At 49.4% G+C, this 19,752-nt stretch carries 18 protein-coding genes; 4 read left to right on the top strand and 14 right to left on the bottom strand.

Going from position 1 to position 19,752, the window contains the following annotated elements; all coding sequences use genetic code 11:
- Positions 1-10: 10 nt before the first annotated feature.
- The 13 genes from lpxA to rpsB form a co-directional block, all read right to left on the bottom strand.
- Positions 11-781: an acyl-ACP--UDP-N-acetylglucosamine O-acyltransferase gene (gene lpxA, locus C2M36_RS12505; protein ID WP_105255167.1), complete on the bottom strand. Its 771-nt coding sequence runs from the start codon at positions 779-781 to the stop codon at positions 11-13.
- Between the two features lie 2 nt (positions 782-783).
- On the bottom strand, positions 784-1,236 hold the full coding sequence (gene fabZ / locus C2M36_RS12500) for a 3-hydroxyacyl-ACP dehydratase FabZ (protein WP_105255166.1): 453 nt from the start codon (positions 1,234-1,236) through the stop codon (positions 784-786).
- A gap of 21 nt (positions 1,237-1,257) precedes the next feature.
- Positions 1,258-2,280: a UDP-3-O-(3-hydroxymyristoyl)glucosamine N-acyltransferase gene (gene lpxD / locus C2M36_RS12495; RefSeq protein WP_442792656.1), complete on the bottom strand. Its 1,023-nt coding sequence runs from the start codon at positions 2,278-2,280 to the stop codon at positions 1,258-1,260.
- Between the two features lie 2 nt (positions 2,281-2,282).
- Positions 2,283-2,801: an OmpH family outer membrane protein gene (locus tag C2M36_RS12490; protein WP_105255164.1), complete on the bottom strand. Its 519-nt coding sequence runs from the start codon at positions 2,799-2,801 to the stop codon at positions 2,283-2,285.
- Between the two features lie 10 nt (positions 2,802-2,811).
- Positions 2,812-5,283: an outer membrane protein assembly factor BamA gene (gene bamA, locus C2M36_RS12485; protein WP_105255204.1), complete on the bottom strand. Its 2,472-nt coding sequence runs from the start codon at positions 5,281-5,283 to the stop codon at positions 2,812-2,814.
- A gap of 203 nt (positions 5,284-5,486) precedes the next feature.
- On the bottom strand, positions 5,487-6,839 hold the full coding sequence (rseP, locus tag C2M36_RS12480) for a sigma E protease regulator RseP (protein WP_105255163.1): 1,353 nt from the start codon (positions 6,837-6,839) through the stop codon (positions 5,487-5,489).
- Positions 6,839-8,038 carry a 1-deoxy-D-xylulose-5-phosphate reductoisomerase gene (ispC, locus tag C2M36_RS12475; RefSeq protein ID WP_105255162.1) on the bottom strand — a complete coding sequence of 400 codons (1,200 nt, stop codon included), beginning with the start codon at positions 8,036-8,038 and terminating at the stop codon, positions 6,839-6,841. The genes rseP and ispC overlap by 1 nt, the downstream gene beginning before the upstream one ends.
- Positions 8,035-8,901 (bottom strand): phosphatidate cytidylyltransferase, encoded by an 867-nt coding sequence (locus C2M36_RS12470; RefSeq protein WP_105255161.1) that lies wholly within the window; start codon positions 8,899-8,901, stop codon positions 8,035-8,037. Before C2M36_RS12470 ends, ispC begins: the two co-directional genes overlap by 4 nt.
- A 16-nt stretch (positions 8,902-8,917) precedes the next feature.
- Positions 8,918-9,685, bottom strand: coding sequence for a polyprenyl diphosphate synthase (gene uppS, locus C2M36_RS12465; RefSeq protein ID WP_249319266.1), 768 nt, complete (start codon positions 9,683-9,685; stop codon positions 8,918-8,920).
- 100 nt (positions 9,686-9,785) lie between these two features.
- Positions 9,786-10,343 carry a ribosome recycling factor gene (gene frr, locus C2M36_RS12460; RefSeq protein WP_105190803.1) on the bottom strand — a complete coding sequence of 186 codons (558 nt, stop codon included), beginning with the start codon at positions 10,341-10,343 and terminating at the stop codon, positions 9,786-9,788.
- Between the two features lie 13 nt (positions 10,344-10,356).
- Positions 10,357-11,103, bottom strand: a complete 747-nt coding sequence (gene pyrH / locus C2M36_RS12455; protein ID WP_105255159.1) for a UMP kinase — start codon at positions 11,101-11,103, stop codon at positions 10,357-10,359.
- 211 nt (positions 11,104-11,314) lie between these two features.
- On the bottom strand, positions 11,315-12,166 hold the full coding sequence (tsf, locus tag C2M36_RS12450) for a translation elongation factor Ts (RefSeq protein ID WP_105190805.1): 852 nt from the start codon (positions 12,164-12,166) through the stop codon (positions 11,315-11,317).
- Between the two features lie 111 nt (positions 12,167-12,277).
- Entirely contained in the window at positions 12,278-13,006 is a 729-nt protein-coding gene (gene rpsB, locus C2M36_RS12445; RefSeq protein ID WP_105255158.1) for a 30S ribosomal protein S2, read from the bottom strand.
- 279 nt (positions 13,007-13,285) lie between these two features.
- On the opposite strand from rpsB, the gene map reads away from it, so the two are divergent.
- The 4 genes from map to C2M36_RS12425 all read left to right on the top strand — a co-directional run bounded on the left by map (position 13,286) and on the right by C2M36_RS12425 (position 18,775).
- Entirely contained in the window at positions 13,286-14,086 is an 801-nt protein-coding gene (gene map, locus C2M36_RS12440) for a type I methionyl aminopeptidase (RefSeq protein ID WP_267894662.1), read from the top strand.
- A 17-nt stretch (positions 14,087-14,103) separates the two neighbouring features.
- On the top strand, positions 14,104-16,734 hold the full coding sequence (gene glnD, locus C2M36_RS12435) for a [protein-PII] uridylyltransferase (RefSeq protein WP_105255156.1): 2,631 nt from the start codon (positions 14,104-14,106) through the stop codon (positions 16,732-16,734).
- A gap of 22 nt (positions 16,735-16,756) precedes the next feature.
- The gene (dapD, locus tag C2M36_RS12430) at positions 16,757-17,581 is read left to right on the top strand and encodes a 2,3,4,5-tetrahydropyridine-2,6-dicarboxylate N-succinyltransferase (RefSeq protein ID WP_105255155.1); all 825 of its coding nucleotides are present in this window, start codon (positions 16,757-16,759) and stop codon (positions 17,579-17,581) included.
- 144 nt (positions 17,582-17,725) lie between these two features.
- Complete coding sequence (locus C2M36_RS12425; protein ID WP_105255154.1) at positions 17,726-18,775, top strand: S66 peptidase family protein; 1,050 nt, start codon at positions 17,726-17,728, stop codon at positions 18,773-18,775.
- A gap of 236 nt (positions 18,776-19,011) precedes the next feature.
- Here the strand turns inward: C2M36_RS12425 and C2M36_RS12420 are convergent, their stop codons facing one another.
- Entirely contained in the window at positions 19,012-19,752 is a 741-nt protein-coding gene (locus C2M36_RS12420; protein WP_105255153.1) for an HvfC family RiPP maturation protein, read from the bottom strand.

Genomic DNA, 19,752 nt, shown 5'->3' with positions numbered 1-19,752 from the left:
ACGGCTCGATTTAACGAATAATGCCGCGCGTAGAGTTGGTAACCAAGTCGATCATCGGCTGAATAGCCGGGAAGTTAGCCACTTCCTCTTGCAATTGTGCCAGCGCCTCATCCGCCTTAAGACCCTTACGGAACAAGGTCTTATAGGCACGACGCAAAGCCATGATCTCATCAGACTCAAAACCGCGACGCTTCAAGCCCTCGGTGTTGATAGCAACGGGACGCGCAGGAGTGCCGATAGTGGTGACATAAGGTGGCACATCCTGGTTTACACCCGAGTACATGCCGATAAAGGCATGAGCACCCACTTTACAAAACTGATGCACGCCTGAGTTACCCGCCAGGATCACCCAGTCACCGATGTGCACGTGGCCCGCGACACTGGCGTTATTCGCAAAAATAACGTTGTCGCCAATCACTGCGTCATGCGCAACATGGGTATAGGCCATAAATAGGTTATTACTGCCAATCTTGGTGATACCCTGATCCTGAATGGTGCCACGGTGAATGGTGGCGCATTCGCGAATAATGTTGTTATCACCAATGATAAGCTGCGTCGGTTCATCCTTGTATTTTTTATCCTGGCACGCCTCGCCTACCGATGCGAATTGAAAAATGTGGTTGTTTTTGCCGATTTTAGACGGCCCTTTCACTACCACATGAGATTCAATAATGGTACCTGCACCGATTTCAACGTCATTGCCTATATAACTATAGGGACCAACTTGAACATCATCAGCAAGCTTTGCACCGGGTTCGATAATTGCGGTCGGATGGATCACGATTAAAACTCTCTTCTTGCACACATTAGTTCGGCGCTGCATACGACTTTATCGTCGACAACTGCTTCACCGTAGAATTTCCACATATTGCGACGCTCTTTTAGGAACTTCACATGCAAGTGCATGGTGTCGCCAGGTAATACCGGCTGTTTAAAGCGCGCATTGTCGATGGCTGCAAACAAGTATAGCTCGTTCTCACCACGATTTTCTGTGGTTTTAAAACCCAATAGGCCGGTTGCCTGGGCCATAGCCTCTAGGATCATCACGCCTGGGAAAATTGGCTGGTCAGGAAAGTGCCCGGTAAAAATCGGCTCATTAATAGTCACGTTTTTTACTGCGTGCAGGCTTTCACCCGGTGTGTAATCCAACACCTTATCCACCAACAGCATCGGGTAACGGTGCGGTAGTAAACTCAGTATCTCTTGAATATCTAAGCTATTTAACTGATTAGCCAACTTCTTTTCCTTAAAACAAAGTTATTCTTGTGACTTAAGCTCGGCCTCGATGGCCTTGATACGCTTGTTCATGTCACCAATATTGCGCAGGTGCGCTATGGTACGACGCCACTCTTTATTCTTACTGTGCGGCAAGCCCGAGGAGTAAATACCCGGTTCGCTAATGCCGCTGGTGACCATATTCATACCGGTTAGTACCACCTTGTCGCAGATTTCCACGTGACCTGTGATGGCGCTAAGACCGCCGATCTGGCAGTAACGACCTATTTTGGTACTTCCCGCAACCACGGTACAACCGGCAATGGCAGTCCCTTCGCAAATTTCCACATTGTGGGCAATCTGACACTGATTATCGATGATCACATTATCGTGGATAAGGGTATCGTCGATAGCACCACGGTCTATGGTGGTACTGGCACCAATCTCAACGCGGTTGCCAATTATAACAGAGCCGATTTGTGGGATCTTCACCCATTGGCCACGCTCATTGGCATAACCAAAACCGTCTGCACCTATCACGGTATTGGCCTGCACCAAACAGTGTTCACCCAGTTGCACCTGGTGGTACACGGTCACATTATTCCACAGCTTGGTATGGGCACCGATTTGCACATCTTTACCGATAAAACAGTGCGAGCCGATTTGCGCATGATCGCCAATCACCGCCCCCGCTTCAATCACCACCAATGGACCGATATTGGCACTGGCACTGACCTTGGCATCAGGGCTAATCACCGCGCTTGGGTGAATCCCCACGGCCGAAGCCGGCGTGCTGTCTAGCAACTGCGCCAACTTGGCATAAGCCACATAGGGGTCTTGGCAAACCAGTTTATTACCGGCAAAGTGCTCGGCGTCGGCGGCACTTAGGATCACCGCACCGGCCTGCGTATCGGCCAGTTGGCTGCGGTATTTTTTATTTGCTAAAAAACTAATATGCGCCGCAGTTGCTTTTTCAAGCGTCTGGATGCCAACGATTTCAAGGGTGCCGTCACCGATAAGTTCGGCACCTAAATGTTGGGCGATGTCAGCTAAGCTTTTTGCCATCATTACTTCTTACTTACGCGCTCAACCACTTTTTCTGACAGATCAGTTACTTCTTTAGGGTTGAAGTAAATAGTGCCGTCTTTAACCTTCACTTCGTCATAGTCACCGTCTTTGGCGATTTCTTCAATGGCGGTAATGATGGTTTTTTGTAGCTTGGCCAGCTCTTGGTTTTGACGTTGCTTGATTTCTTGCTCTAGCGGACGACCTTTTTCAGCAAGCTGCTTTTGCATGCCGTTAATCTTATCGCCAAGCGCCTTTTTCTGATCTTCGCTCATGGTTGGTGCTTCACGCTGGAACTTTTCCATTTCAAAGCGGATGTCGCCCTGAAGCTTTTCTAGTTCTTGGCGACGCTCGGAAAACTCACTTTTCAGTGTGTTTTCGATGGCCATAGTTTGCGGCACCTGAGAGTAGATAGTTTGCATATCAACGATGCCAACCTTGTGCGCCAAAGCCTGTACCGAAGTACCCATGGTTAGCGCGGCTAATACTACTAGTGCTGTGTTTTTGAATAGTTTTTTCACAGAAAGCTCCTTAGAAAGTGTTACTAATGTTAAAGCTAAATGTCTTGGTCTTATCATCTTCTTCTTCTTGCAACGGATAAGCAAAACTAATTAGCATGGGCCCCATGGGCGAGATCCACTGGATTGAAAGACCAGTTGAAACCCTGAAACGAGCTGGATCGGAATAATCATCCAAGCGCGCCCGCTCATCGGGCTGAAGGTTTTGATAACGGTCAACGTTAAACTCTGTGTCCCATACGTTGGCCGCATCGACAAAGAAACTGGTACGAACAGAACTGCTGTTCTCTTCATCTAAAAACGGCGTTGGAACTATCATTTCTACACCCGCTACCGCCTTGGCGTTACCACCGATACGGCCGGCAAGTCGTAAGGTATCGAATTCCTCGGCACCGCCTATATTGCCTGTCGGTGTACCGTCCGGCAAGGTTGTACCCGGGATATTCTGTGGAGAACGTATTACCGCCTGTGGCAAGATGGTGTTACGGTCGAAGCCACGTAATTCTTGCTCGGTAATACGGAAGAATTCCTGCACCGGTAGAACCTGATCATAGCCATTGGTTTCGCCATAACCATTACCATAACCCAGCGCTGCACGTGCCGAGAACACCCAACGATGATCGTCGCTCACCGGCCAGTAATAACGCGAATCATAGTTGATCTTAAAGTAGGTTAGATCCGAGTTTGGTGTGGTCGCCGACAGGTTTAGCGACTGACGCGAACCCGCTGTTGGGAACATACCACGGTTAACCGTGACACGAGACCAACCTGCAGTTAGCTCGTACTTGGTGAAATCAAAGCCAGCATCCGGATTTTCCGGATCCAGGAATGTTTCACGCAGCACGCGCGTTTGCTCGTATTCGGCCAAATCAGATAATTCTTCTTCAATCCAACGCACACCGAAGTTCAAACGGTTTACGGCGTTTATCGGGAAGCCGATATTAGTGCCAATACCATAGCTCTTCGATTTATAGTCGATCAGACTGAACTCGCTGGCATCATAGTTACGATAGAAAATACTCGAGCCTTGCGACACTCCATCCGGGGTGAAATAAGGGTCGGTATAAGACAGGCTGACGCTTTCAGAACCACGCGAGGTGTTGATATTAAATGCCACCTGATTACCGGAACCGAGGAAGTTTGACTCACTCACGCCAATGTTAAACTGCAGACCATAGTAAGAACCATAGGCCAAACCGGCGGTAAAGCTACCGGCGGACTGCTCTTTAACGGTAAAGCCCACATCGACTTCATCGTCCACACCGGGCACCGGGTTCACCTCAAATTCGACATTTTCCATGTAAGGCAAGCGTTGAATCTGCAATTTTGAGCGCTCAAGGTTTTGGTTTGACAACCAAGCGCCTTCAAGCTGAGTCATCTCACGACGAATAACTTCATCGGCGGTACTTTGGTTACCAGAAATATCAATACGACGTACATAAACGCGCTTGCCCGGGTCAACTGACAACACTAATTGCACTTCTTTGGTTTCGTCATCGATTTCCGGAATGGTGCGTACCACGGCATTGGCGTAGCCAAAGCGCGCCAGGTAACTCTTAATAAACTCTTCCGACGAAGTTACCACTGAGCCATTATAAAGCTCACCAGCCTTAAGCGGGAGAACGCTGCGGATCAGCTCTTCCCGACCAAGTAGGTCACCGATAAAGTCAAACCCCTTGACCATGTACTTCTCGCCTTCGGTGATGTTAGCGGTCACATACACGGACTCACGCTCGGGACTAACCGATACCTGAGTCGAGTCGATATTAAAGCGTAGATAACCACGGTCGAGGTAATAACTGCGAATTTTTTCTAAATCGCCCTCAATGGTTTGCTTTTGGTAACGGTCCGACGACATAAAGCGCCACCAAGGCAAGTCCTGTTGTGACTCCACCAGGTTAAGCAACTCATCGTCCGGGAAGAGCTCGTTACCAACGATGTTAATTTGGCGAATAGAGGCGGCATCGCCCTCATCAAAGTTAAGCTTAAGGCGTACCCGGTTACGTGGCAGGCGGGTGATTTCAATATCTATCTTGGCGTTGTATTTACCGATACTGTGAAAGAATTCGATCAGCCCCTTTTCAACGCTATCGAGCACGGTACGATCGAGTGGCTCACCGGTACGGATATCTTGCTGGTTAAGACTTTCGGTCAGCTGCTCGTCTTTGATGTCTTTGTTGCCGTCAAACTCAATGGAGCTGATGGTGGGTCGCTCGGTAACCTTAAAGACAATTTTATCGCCATCGCGGTACACTTCGATATCATCGAAATGGCCTGATTTATAGAGGGCTTTAATGGTTTTTGACACCGTATAGGTATCAATTTGGTCACCCACGTTAATCGGGATATGGGTCAGCGCGGCGCCTAAAGCAACTCGTTGCAGACCTTCAACTTTTAAATCTTCTACGATAAAGGATTCTTGGCCCAGGGCGGCGAAACTGGCCCCTAATAAACTCGTTACTGCCAAATGTTTTTTTATAGCCATTTTATTATCTTTGTCCTTTACTACAGTGTCTTCACCCAAACGCACTAGTTAGAGTTCGTTTTGCGCACGGCTGTTTTGGTTTGGGCCATCGGCTGCGTCTAATACAACCATCTTATCATTGCTGTTTGGCTTACACAGCAGTTTCTTTGTCCATCCGGCTCGGTTTTTACCCATAAAATAGCCAAGCCGGCGGTAACCTCGGGTTACAATCGCGCAATATCGTTTAACAGCGCGAACGCAGTAAGCGCCAATAATAACGTTGCACCGATGCGAAAACCAATTTCTTGTGTCTTTTCAGAGACTGGCTTTTTGCGAATAAGTTCAATTATGTAATACATTAAGTGGCCACCGTCGAGTACCGGTAGAGGCAATAAATTAAATACCCCAAGGCTCACGCTGATCAGTGCTAAAAAACTTAAAAACGCGACGAAACCGTAGCTTACGCTAGTTCCTGCCCCAACCGCAATGCCTACGGGGCCACTGATATTCTTAATCGACACCTGACCGGTGATCAGGTTTGCAATCATTTCAAAGCTCAGACTGATCATTTGCCAGGTCTTGGCAACGCCAAGGCCAATGGCCGTGACCGGATTGTAACTGCGGGTCACAATTGCATCTTCAGGCCAAGGCTCCACCACAGGTACCACGCCAAGGTAACCGCGACTAAAACCATCTTCTGTGGGTTTGTCGGCCGGTGTCACGGTTACATCCATGCCTGTTTTGCCACGCATTACATGAAATTGCAGTGGCTGCTCGGCGGAGCGCTCAATCTGCTGTACCAAGGCAGACCAGGACTTAATCAGCTTACCCTCGACACTGATCAGCACATCCCCTTCTTGTAACCCGGCTCGCTGTGCGGGTGAATCGGGAGCCACCATAGCCAGGGTCAAGGTCGCATCGGGACGAAACGGCACTATACCAATAGACGCCAATGGCGATTGGTCGCGCTGCTGTAAGCTCCAGCCTTCGAGATCCACCACCTTGATACTCTGGGTACCCGAAGGCGTTTGTATTTTAACATTGACGCTGTCATCACCCAGATGCTGCATCAATGCCAAGGTTACTTCCTGCCAGTCTTGGGTTTGCTGGCTACCGACTTCCAGCAGCTGATCGCCTGCTTTTAAACCGGCGGCCTCAACACGGCTTTGTACAGTAACATCGCCAATAATAGGCTTAACGGATTGCACGCCGATGACATACATCAAACTCAGGGCAAAAATGGCAAATAGAAAATTGGCGATGGGGCCGGCACTGACGATAGCAATACGGGCATACACGGATTTGGCATTAAAAGACAGGTGACGCTCATGCTCGGCAACCTTATCGACGCGCTCGTCAAGCATTTTTACATAGCCGCCAAGGGGGATCATCGCTACCACGTACTCGGTGCCGAGTTTATCGTGCCAACGCAACAAGGGTTTGCCAAAGCCAATGGAAAAACGCAGCACCTTGACGCCTGCCTTGCGGGCCACCCAAAAGTGGCCGTATTCATGCACGGTAACTAAGATGCCCAAAGCTACAATAAAGGAGCCTAGGTGCCACAGAAATTCGAACATTATTTTGCCCTACTCTTAATTTGCTGCTGTGCAACGCGTCTTGCATCGCCGTCGCACCGCAAAATTCCCTCTAAACAATCATCGTATTGGGTCGACATAGCCGCCAGGGTATCTGCATTTACCGCATAGATGTCGGTAAAGCGAATCCGGCCGGCTAAAAATGCCGCCACCGCCTCTTCGTTGGCGGCGTTAATTATGGTGGTCGCACTCTGCCCCGCTTTACAAGCCTCTATGGCAAGACGCAGGTTCGGGTAGCGATTAAAATCCGGAGCATGGAAGCTAAAATCTTTCATGGCACTGAAGTCCAACGGCGCCACGCCGGCATCAATTCGCTGTGGGTACGCCAAAGCATGGGCGATGGGCGTGCGCATATCCGGCTGCCCCATTTGCGCCAAAACCGAGCCGTCGCAGTATTGCACCATGGAATGGATCATACTCTGCGGATGGATCACTACCTCGATATCGTCAGCGCTGGCATTAAACAACCATTTGGCTTCGATAAATTCCAGGCCCTTATTCATCATGGTCGCCGAGTCGACAGAAATTTTCTGACCCATGGACCAATTGGGATGGGCGACCGCTTCGGCAACCGTGATGTCTGCGAAGGTGTCCAGGGCTCGTTCGCGAAATGGGCCGCCAGAGCCGGTCAGTAAAATTTTACTAACGCCATGGCTAACCAAGGTAGCATCATGATGACCCTGAATGGCCTCGGGCATGCATTGGAAGATGGCGTTGTGTTCGCTGTCGATAGGCAACAAAGTAGCGCCGTGGTGACGTACCTTGTCCATAAATAATTGCCCCGACATCACCAGGGACTCTTTGTTCGCCAGCATCACCACCTTGGCCGCTTCGATGGCGTACAAGGTAGGAATAAGCCCGGCGGCCCCGACAATGGCAGACATCACCATATCGACATCGCTGTGCTGACAGAGCATGGTCATATCCTGCTCATAGTCCACGACCTGGGTAGCGATACCCAGTGAACTAAGACGCTCGCCCAGTTGCCTGTTGGCATCGGGGCAAGACAGGGTCGCAAATCGCGGCCTATGCCGGACACAGTCGCTCACCATTTGCTCTAGATTGCGTCCGGCGACCAGAGCAAAGACCGAGTATTGCTCAGGATTGCGCGCAATCACGTCCAGGGTGCTTTGGCCGATGGAGCCGGTAGAGCCTAAAATGGTGACTCTTTTGCTACTCATAGGGTCATGGTCCAGGCGTAGAACACCACGAAGATAGGCGCTGCAGCAGTGAGGCTGTCGATACGGTCCAGAATACCGCCATGACCGGGCAAACACTTACCACTGTCCTTCATGCCGGCCTGACGTTTAAACATGCTTTCCAACAAATCGCCGACCGCAGAGAATGCCGCGACTATCACAGCCATCAGGGCATAGGGTGCCCACATGCCAGGCTCTACCCCTTTAAAATAACAAAATGCCAAGACAAAAATCGCGGCGCTTAGCAGGCCCCCAACAAAACCTTCGATGGTTTTATTCGGGCTCACCTTGGGCATCAATTTATGCTTACCAAAGTTTTTACCGCTGAAATAGGCGCCGATATCGGCACACCAGACAATGCCTAATACCGCCAAAATCAAATAGGAGCCAAACTGGCTCGACTCATCGTAGTTTGCGCTGCGCAGTACACAGAGCGCCAGCCACAATGGTGCCAGGGTCAATACCCCGGAAATACCGCGCATTAAATAGCCCTGTGACCAGGCATCGCTGAATTTAGGGTAACGTACCACCAATATGGTGGCCACAATCCACCAGGCCAGGGCCAGGGTGAAGACATAATTGATATCCGGCAGCATTTGACCCTGCTGCCACAGCGCGGTGATCGGCCAATGCCACTGCATTAACGCCACCAATACCGCGACTAACGCCACATAAATGAGCCTTTTGGCGCGATTACAAATACCCATTAACGCCGACCATTCGTAGGCGCCCAATAATACGATGCCGCCGGCACAGTAACTAAACCAATCTAGGGGGGCTAAAAACACTAATGCAAGGGCCAGTGGCGCCAGCACCAGTGACGTGATAATTCGTTGTTTAAGCAAGTCTTATACCTTCAACTTAGGGCTGAGCGTGTGAGAGTAATTGTTTTATTTGTTCACCGGTACATCCGAACCGACGTTCTCTCGATACGTAGCAGGCAATGGCCTCTGCAAAGACCGACTCGTTAAAGTCGGGCCATAGCGTAGGCGTAAAATAAAGCTCAGCATATGCTGCCTGCCAAAGCAGGAAATTACTGATGCGCAGGTCTCCACCTGTGCGTATCAATAAATCCAGTTCACTTTGTTCATTTAGACTAATATGCTTTGCCAGCGAGTGCTCGTCAATGTCATCCGCTGTTAATTCACCTGCCGATACCTTAAGCGCTAACTCTTTAGCGGCCTGGGCGATATCCCAACGACCACCATAATTTGCGGCAATATTCAGCCGCAGCCCGGTATTTTGGGCTGTAAGCGCTTGTGCTGCAGCTATCTTCTCTTGTAGCTTTTCGGAAAAGCGACCCAGGTCGCCAATGATGGATAATTTAACGTTATTTTTATGCAGCTTTTTCACCTCGCGGCCAAGAACCATTAAAAACAGTTCCATCAACGTAGTGACCTCTTCTTCCGGGCGTCGCCAGTTCTCACTGCTAAAGGCAAATAAGGTTAACGACTCGATGCCCAGCTTAGAGCAAAATTTCACTGCTTCTCTAACCGCATCAACCCCTTTCTTATGACCGTACACCCGTGGGTGACCCTGAGCCTGCGCCCAACGACCATTACCATCCATGATAATTGCCACATGTTTGGGCAATAATTGCTGCGAAATTTGTTCTGCGTCTAAAGCCATGTAACTCAAATTATCCACAAAAAAACGCCGCCTAGTATACCCTAGACGGCGTTACAAACCTAATGGCAATTTATGAGCAAATTGCTCAAATTTAGAGCGTTTAGATTTCCATCAACTCTTCTTCTTTGGCGCTTAGTTGTGCGTCCATTTCTTTGATGTACTTATCTGTTAGCTTTTGGATCTCATCTTCGCCTTGGCGTGCTTCGTCCTCAGAGATATCTTTATCTTTTAATAGTGCTTTGATATCGCTGTTCGCGTCACGGCGAATGTTACGTACCGCTACACGGCCGCTTTCTACTTCACCACGTACGATCTTGATTAAGTCCTTACGACGCTCTTCCGTTAGTGGCGGAAGAGGAACACGAATTACTGTGCCCGCTGATGCTGGGTTTAGACCCAGATCAGACGTCATGATCGCCTTTTCAACCGCTTGCGCCAAAGACTTATCGAATACGCTGATAGCCAGGGTACGCGAGTCTTCGATGGTTACGTTCGCTACTTGGTTCAGCGGTGTATCGGCACCGTAATAAGAAACGGTGATGCCGTCTAGCAATGCTGGGTGGGCACGGCCAGTACGGATTTTAGATAGTTGGCTGCCAAGTGCGGCTACACTTTTTTGCATGCGCTCTTGCGCACTTTTTTGAATGTCGTTTATCACGCTAGTATCCTACTTATTTTGTCTCACTCGAGGCTTCAGAAGAAATCAAGGTTCCCTCTTCTTCACCCATGATCACGCGCTTAAGCGCACCAGGTTTATTCATATTGAAGACACTGATTGGCATTTTATGGTCGCGCGCCAAGGTAAAGGCGGCTAAGTCCATTACTTTCAGTTCTTTTTCAATTACTTCATTATAGGCAAGATGACGATAAAGAGTGGCTTCAGGGTTTTTCACTGGGTCATCACTGAACACACCATCCACTTTCGTGGCTTTAATCACGGTGTCAGCTTCAATTTCGATGCCGCGTAAACAGGCCGCTGAGTCGGTCGTAAAGAACGGGTTACCGGTACCGGCAGAGAAGATCACCACGCGGCCCGACTTCAATAAACTGATCGCCTCGGCCCAGTTGTATGCGTCACACACGCCGTTTAGCGGAATGGCTGACATTAAACGCGCATTCACAAAGGCGCGGTGCAACGCATCACGCATGGCTAGGCCATTCATTACGGTTGCCAGCATACCCATGTGGTCGCCTACTACGCGGTTCATGCCCGCTTCGGCCAAGGAGCCACCACGTAAGAAGTTACCGCCACCGATAACTAAACCCACTTCTACGTCGAGTTCTACGAGCTCTTTAATTTCCTGAGCCATGCGATCGAGTACTTTAGGATCGATGCCGAAGCCCTCATCTCCCATTAAAGCTTCACCACTTAGTTTAAGTAGAACACGTCTAAAAATAGGTTTGCGACTAATATTCATATTTTCCCGGCCAATAACGAATTGTAGATAAAAAATAACCGCGCCTATGTGGGTACATAAGAGCGCGGTTATTCTAATTAATTTTGTTGGTCGACGCAAAAGCAAATCATGGCTTTTGCTCACTTCGGGCCGCCGCTTTCCTTGCTAATGACAAGGACATACGGGGCTGATAGCTAGGTCGCACCAACATGCTTTAATAAAGCGTAAAGGATTACTCGCCTTTAGCAGCAGCTACTTGAGCAGCTACTTCAGCAGCGAAATCTTCTTCTTTCTTCTCGATACCTTCACCAACTTCTAGGCGAACGAACGCTGACACTGACGCGCCACGCTCTTTAAGCATTTCGCCAACAGTTTGCTTAGGTTCCATGATGAAAGCTTGACCAGTAAGTGAGATCTCACCAGTGAACTTCTTCATGCGGCCAACAACCATCTTCTCAGCGATTTCAGCTGGCTTGCCTTCGTTCATTGCGATTTCTACTTGAACTGCTTTTTCTTTTTCAACAACATCAGCAGGTACGTCTTCTGGGTTTACGAACTCAGGCTTAGACGCAGCAACGTGCATAGCAACGTGCTTCAAAGTTTCTTCGTCGGCTTCACCAACTACAACTACACCGATACGGTCGCCGTGACGGTAAGAAGCTAGCTTGTCACCTTCGATGTACTCAACGCGACGAACGTTGATGTTTTCACCGATTTTAGCAACTAGAGCAACACGTGTTTCTTCGAACTGAGCTTGAAGCGCTTCGATGTCTGCTTTTGACTCAACAGCAGCATCAAGTACCTGGTTAGCAAAACCTAGGAAGTTTGCATCTTTAGCAACGAAGTCAGTCTGACAGTTAACTTCAAGAAGCGCAGCGAAGCCGTTACCTTCTTTGATAAGGATTGTACCTTCGGCAGCGATGTTACCCGCTTTTTTAGCAGCTTTAGCAGCACCGCTCTTACGCATGTTTTCGATCGCTAGATCGATGTCACCGTTAGTTTCAGTTAGTGCTTTTTTACAATCCATCATGCCAGCGCCAGTGCGCTCGCGTAATTCTTTAACTAGGGCAGCAGTTACAGCCATGGGAGTTTCCTCAAATCAATGTTTAGAGCAAGTGACCAAACGTCACTTTGAATTAAGAATATCAAGTCTTCACCGCTTTAGGATGAAGACTTGATGACAAGCGAGTCGCGATTACTCAGCGGCTACGAAATCGTCTTTTTCAGCTTGAACGGCGATGTTGCTTTCACGGCCTTCAGTAACGGCAGCAGCAACTGCGTTAGTGTAAAGCTGGATAGCACGGATCGCGTCGTCGTTACCAGGAACGATGTAGTCAACGCCGTCTGGGTTAGAGTTAGTATCAACGATAGATACTACTGGAATGCCCAGGTTGTTCGCTTCTTTGATAGCAATGTGCTCGTGATCAGCATCGATAACGAATAGTGCGTCTGGAAGACCGCCCATATCTTTGATACCGCCAAGGCTCTTTTCAAGCTTAGCCATTTCACGAGTAAGCATTAGCGCTTCTTTCTTAGTTAGCTTCTCAAACGTACCGTCTTGGCTTTGAGTTTCAAGATCTTTAAGACGCTTGATTGACTGGCGAACAGTTTTCCAGTTAGTAAGCATACCACCTAACCAACGGTGGTTTACGTAGAACTGGTCACATTTAACTGCCGCTTCTTTTACTGCTTCGCTTGCAGCGCGCTTAGTACCAACGAAAAGTACTTTACCTTTGTTAGATGCAGCGTTCTGTAAGAAGTTAAGTGCATCGTTGAACATAGGTACAGTCTGCTCAAGGTTGATGATATGAACCTTGTTACGCGCACCGAAGATGAACGGCTTCATCTTAGGGTTCCAGTAACGAGCTTGGTGACCGAAGTGTACACCCGCCTTAAGCATGTCGCGCATTGAAACGTTTGCCATTGTATTTTCCTCTATATAATTTAGGGTTAAGCCTCCACATATCCCATAGCACCAACACCTTGAAATAATTTCTCAGTGCACCCAAGTGTATGTGTCGATATGTGTGTGTGTTAATATTAAATGGTTATGTCTTCGTTACAGACAAACCACTCGCAGTAAGATGATTTTTACCGGCGGTGATTTTATTTGTAAAAAGACGGCGCGCTTTATACCATATTAGCAACCAAGACTCAAATTTTTGTGCACTATTTGTGCGCAGCAAACATCTTAAAAAACCGAATTGGAGCATCAATGACTGCAGTGATCAAAACCCCGGAAGAAATCGAAAAAATGCGCGTCGCTGGCCGTTTGGCCGCAGAGGTGCTGGAAATGATCGGCCCGTATGTAAAACCTGGGGTGACCACTGATGAGCTCAACACCATTTGTCACAATTACATCGTTAATGAGCAAGATGCGATTCCGGCGCCACTGAACTACCACGGCTTCCCTAAGTCCATCTGTACCTCGGTGAACCATGTTATTTGTCACGGTATCCCTAATGACAAGCCGCTTAAAGAAGGCGATATTATCAATATCGATGTGACCGTGATCAAAGACGGTTATCACGGCGACACCTCAAAAATGTTCCATGTCGGCCAGCCGACGATTCAAGGCAAACGCCTGTGCGAAGTGACTCAAGAAAGCCTCTATTTGGCCATTAAAATGGTCAAGCCTGGCGTGCGTTTGGGCGACATCGGCGCCGCTATCCAAAAGTTTGCCGAAGGCTTTAGCTACTCGATCGTACGTGAATACTGCGGCCACGGTATCGGCAAAGAATTCCACGAAGAGCCGCAGGTGATGCACTATGGCCGTCCGGGCACAGGTGAAACCTTGAAAGCGGGCATGTGTTTAACCATCGAGCCCATGGTTAACGCCGGTAAACGCCAGTGTAAGTTGCTTAAGGACGAATGGACGGTTATCACTAAAGACCGCAGCCTTTCGGCGCAGTGGGAGCATACCCTACTGGTTACCGACAACGGCGTTGAAGTATTGACGCTGCGCAGCGATGAAGACCTGCCGCGAGTAATCGAGCACAGTTAATTAGCAAGGATAACTAAGTGGCCCTACCGAATAAACTAAAAGACCTGCTCGAGCAGGCGAGCAAATTGGATGAATACAAGGCCTGTAGCCAATACTTTTACAAATGGCTGGGTAACCAATTTGATAAACAACCGGTAGGCTCGCTTATCCGCGCCCGCGCCGAATACATAGACCGTTTGCTGATCAAGCTGTTTCACAGCTGTAATCTGGCTCATGAGCCGGAATTAGCCTTGGTCGCCGTCGGCGGCTACGGCCGGGGCGAATTACACCCCTATTCCGACATCGACTTTTTGCTTTTGGTGCGCAGCGAACCCGCTCCTGATCTGTGCGAAAAAATCGGCCAATTTGTTACCCTGTTATGGGATCTCAACCTTGAGATCGGCCACAGCGTGCGCACCCGTGAGCAAGTGATAGAGCAAAAGCGTGAAGACGTGAGTTTTGCCACCAGTTTGCTCGAGAGTCGCCTTATCTTTGGTAACCATATCGAGTTTGAAAAGCTCAAAGAGCATATTTTGCAAACGCCGGTCTGGGGCTCGGACGACTTCTTCATCGCCAAACGCCAGGAGCAAGACCTACGCCATCGTAAATGCCATGGCACCGCCTACAACCTGGAACCCAATATCAAGGAAAACCCAGGTGGCCTGCGCGACTTGCAAACCATTATCTGGGTGGCGAAAAAACACTTCCAGGCCGAGGCCCTAGAGGAGCTCATCAACCATGGCTACCTCACCCACGAGGAATACCAAGAGTTGCTGGAATGTTTAGAGAACCTTTGGAATATTCGCTTTGCCTTGCATTTGGCCGCCGGGCGCAACGAAAACCGTCTACTCTTCGATCATCAGCCTCAGGCCGCCGAAATTTTAGGTTTTGGTAGCGATGGCAAGGCCTCAGTTGAGCGGATGATGAAACGCCTGTTCCGCATCATGAGCCGGGTACGCGAGCTAAACCAAATGCTGCTGGCCTATTTTGAACAAAGCATTTTGCCGGATCAACGCCAACTCCCGGTGGTCGAACTCGACCGCAACTTTGAGCGCATAGGTCATCAAATTCGGGTCAAGAATCCGTCGGTGTTTTTCCGCCGCGATCAACTTCTGGCGCTATTCGAGCACATTGCCGACCACCCAGAAATCACCCATATTTATCCGAGCACCATACGCACCATGCGTCAGGTGCGTCGGCGCTTACTCGGTGATTTGCAAGACTATGCCGGTTGCCGCGAAGCCTTTATGCGCTTGGTGAAACATCCCAACGGCATGGGACGGGCGTTTACCCTGATGCATAAACACGGCATTTTGGCGGCCTATTTGCCGCAATGGCGAAATATTTTCGGGCAGATGCAGTTTGACTTGTTTCACGCCTATACCGTGGACGAGCACACCCATAAGCTGATCAACAATATCTATCAGTATGGTGATAAAACTCGCGTCAGCGACTTCCCTATCTGCAGTGAAATCGTCACCCGCATGGACAAACCCGAGCTCTTATATTTAGCGGCAATTTTCCATGATATCGCCAAAGGACGCGGAGGCGATCACTCCGAACTTGGTGCCGTTGACGCCATTGCCTTTGCACGCTTACATCAGTTGCCCACTTCCGATGGCAAGCTGATCGCCTGGCTGGTCGAGAATCACCTGCTGATGTCGGTCACGGCACAGCGCAAAGACATCAACGATCCGGACGTAATCAACGAATTTGCCGGCAAGGTTAAAAATGAGCGCCAACTCGACTACCTCTACTGTCTCACCGTGGCGGATATCCGGGCGACCAATGACAATCTGTGGAACGATTGGAAGAACACCCTGCTGCGGGAGCTCTATCTGCACACCCAGCGAGCCCTGCGTTTAGGGCTGGAAAACCCCATGGATATGCGCGACCAAATTCGCGATAAAAAACATCAAGCTAAGCAAAGGTTAATCAACCTTGGTTATGATGAGGGACAAATTGATCTGCTGTGGAGCCGCTTTAAGGCGAATTATTTTACCGCCTTTAGTGAACAGCAGATTTCCTGGCATTGTGAGCACTTACTAAACGCTGAAGACCTATCTCAGCCTAGTGTTACCGTGTCCCCCGAGCCTATGCACGGCGGCACCCAGGTCTTTGCTTATAGCCCCTATAGCGCCAGTTTATTTGCCCGTCTGGTGAGCGTCATTGGCTCAAAAAAGGCGCAAATACAGCATGCCCAGGTGATGACCACCAAAGACGGCTATGTAATTTTCAGTTTTGTGATTTTAGAGGTCAACGGCGAGCCATTAACCAAAGGACGTGGTAATGGTATTAAGCGCGCTCTGGAGCTCTTTATGCTCGATCCCAAGAAGAAGATCCGCATTAAGAAGAGCCGCTCACAGCGCTTTAAAGACTTTAACATTAAGCCCAAGGTGATATTGCGTCCTCATGCCCATGCGGATCGCAGCTTAATCGAAATTCAGGCGGTGGATATTCCCGGGTTATTGACCAAAATAGCCCAGGTATTTCAGCGCCACCAATTACATATTCATGCCGCACGCATCACCACGGTGGGCGAGCGCGCAGAAGACTTTTTCGTCGTTTCTAACAACGACTACAAGGCCTTGACGGATGAAGAACAAGTTAAAATCCATCAAGCACTTAGGAAGAAACTAAACGCCGACAACGAGGCAACAACCGCCTAGTCGGCGCACTAACGAGGATAACATGGCAGATTTAAAAACCATTATTGAGCAGGCGTGGGACAACCGCGACGCCATTAGCCCAAATACCGTATCGAGTGAAGTCAAAGACGCCATTATCGCCGTGCTTGAGCGCCTGGATAAGGGTGAAGCCCGCGTTGCCGAGAAGATCTCTGGCGAATGGGTTGTGCATCAGTGGCTGAAAAAAGCGGTACTGCTATCGTTTCGTATTCGCGACAACCAGGTTCTAGCCGACGGTGCTAATCAGTATTACGACAAGGTACCGCTTAAGTTTGCCGATTACACGCCGGAGCAATTCCAACAAGAGGGCATGCGCGTGGTGCCAAATGCGGTAGCTCGTAAAGGCAGTTATATAGGTAAAAACGTGGTATTGATGCCTTCTTACACCAATATCGGCGCCTACGTTGATGACGGCACCATGGTTGATACCTGGGCTACGGTAGGCTCATGTGCACAAATTGGTAAAAACGTTCACCTTTCAGGCGGTGTGGGCATCGGCGGCGTGCTAGAGCCACTGCAGGCCAACCCCACCATTATCGAAGACAACTGCTTTATCGGCGCACGTTCGGAAATCGTGGAAGGGGTGATAGTCGAGGAAGGTGCGGTGATCTCTATGGGTGTGTACATTTCACAAAGCACCCGAATTTATGACCGCGAAACGGGCCAAATCCATTATGGCCGAGTGCCTGCCGGTGCGGTGGTGGTTCCAGGCTCCATTCCAAGCAAAGACGGAAGCCACAGCCTGTATGCCGCCATTATCGTGAAAAAGGTCGACCAGCAGACTCGCGAAAAAGTCGGTGTTAACGCCCTATTACGCGGCGTAGAATAAGTCCTGTATAAGCCTTCACTGACGGTGAAGGCTTTCCCTCCCCAACTACTTTATTCCACCTCACCTATAAAGTTTGAAATATTTACTTCGCTGCGGTAATCATAGGGTCGTTAACCCTAGTCTGATCGCTTATGAGGTAGATAAATGAACAAACGCGCCTTTTTAAAAACCTGTTCCCTCCTTGGCATCGGCCTCATGGCCAGTACCGGGGCTCAGGCCATCGGCATTCCCAAACTCGGGGCGCAAAGCGTTATTAAGCCCAAGACACTGCAAAAAGGCGGCACAATAGCCCTTGTCAGCCCCTCTGCGGCCACCGCAGAACACAAAGATTTGCTACTAGCACAACAACTAATAAAGGCCCTGGGCTATAAGGTTAAAGTGGCCGAGCATGTACTCGCTCGGCGCGGCCATTTGGCGGGAACGGATGCTCAGCGAGCGGCGGATCTCAACGCCCAATTCGCCGATCCCGAGGTTGATGCTCTGTTTTGTTTGCGCGGTGGCTCAGGCGCGGCGCGCCTGCTGCCCCTGCTCGATTACCCCGTCATCGCCGCAAACCCCAAACCCCTCTTGGGCTATTCGGACATAACCGCCCTGCACAACGCCCTGCTCGCACAAACGGGCTTGATCAGCTTCCACGGCCCCAATGCCACAAGCGAATGGGATCCCTTTAATGTGCAGCAGTTTCAGCGCCTGTTCGAACAGCGCCAGCGCATGCACTATATGAATCTGCCTCGTGGCGAGGATGAGTTGGTTAATCGCGATTATCTGACACAAACAATCACACCGGGGAAAGTATCTGGGCGCCTTGTAGGCGGAAATCTTACCGTGCTGACCGCTTTGGCGGGGTCGCCCTATTTACCGAGCTTTGACGGAGCAATTTTATTCTTGGAAGACACAGAAGAAGCGCCCTATCGTATCGACAGAATGATGAGCACCTTAAAGCTGATGGGGGCGCTGGATAAAATCGCTGGGTTTGTCTTTGGCGATTGCAACCAGTGCACACCTAGCGCCGGCTACGGCTCGCTGAGCCTGGATGAAATTTTCGCGGATTATATTAAGCCACTGGGAATACCGGCCTATCGAGGCGCCATGATTGGTCATGTAAAACAACAATTTATTTTACCCGTTGGCGCTCAAGTCACGCTCGACGCCGATGCCGGCTCTATCACCCTGGCCGAGTCGGTATTTAGCTAGCAACTTTTCGGGCACAAAAAAGCCCCTAACGGGGCCTTGTGCAAATATTCGATTAGGCTGAAATGGCAGTGGCCCAACCTAGAATTGCATTAAGGCAACCAATGCCCGCGAATACCGCGATAAATGCAACGAAATATTTGAAGTTGAAAGGGTCTTTAAAATCACCTTTATGCGCCATTGTAATTACCTCTTAAACACGACAAAAAACGGCGCATATAGTAATCTAATATTGGCTATCAATCCAGCGTTAGCACTATGCTTCTTTGGGCTAAGTCGGTAAGGATCTGCTGCGCCCCGGCTTGCAATTGTTCTTCACCAAAGCTAGGAGCATGCTGCTTAACCAAGGTACACAAGGTCTTAAGGGTAATCCCAGGATGCTTACTAAGGATGTCGAGCAACAGTGCCGTCATGCCATTGAGCGCTAAAAACTGCACCTCATCATCTCTATCACGATAGACACAAATATAACTGGGCACCTCATCCGGCGCGTCCGGTTGATTATCAATGGAAATGGTTTGCACCGGATAGTGATAACACACCACCTGAGCACATTCACTAAAATACATGGGCTCATCGGTGATGACACAAATAGCGCGATAAGTGCCCTGCACCTTAGCGGTGGCTACGGCAAGTTCGACCCATTCATAGTGCGCCAGCTCAAGTAAAAAAGCGGGATCGCTGGCCCGAGGCGTATACTCTTGAGCTAAAAAATGCACAAACTCTTTTGAGATATCGAGAAAGTATGGGGATTGCGCCTGGTGGTGCGCAAAAAAGGTGCGTACCAGCTGTTGCCACTGCTGCGGTTTATAAAGGCTATGCAATACCGGGAAACCACTTTCTAAAAAGCCGTTGACGTTATTGAAAAACAGCTCTCGGTAGATTTTCATGCGTCGCTCTTCGATATCCTCGGGCTTGGGATTGGCCTCTGGATCGCGAATATAATCACTGAATTGCTTTTGCACCTGTTTAAACTGCAT

This window comes from Pseudoalteromonas sp. T1lg75, assembly GCF_002964705.1.
Classification (GTDB): Bacteria; Pseudomonadota; Gammaproteobacteria; order Enterobacterales; family Alteromonadaceae; genus Pseudoalteromonas.
This window is presented reverse-complemented; position numbering and strand designations above follow the sequence as displayed.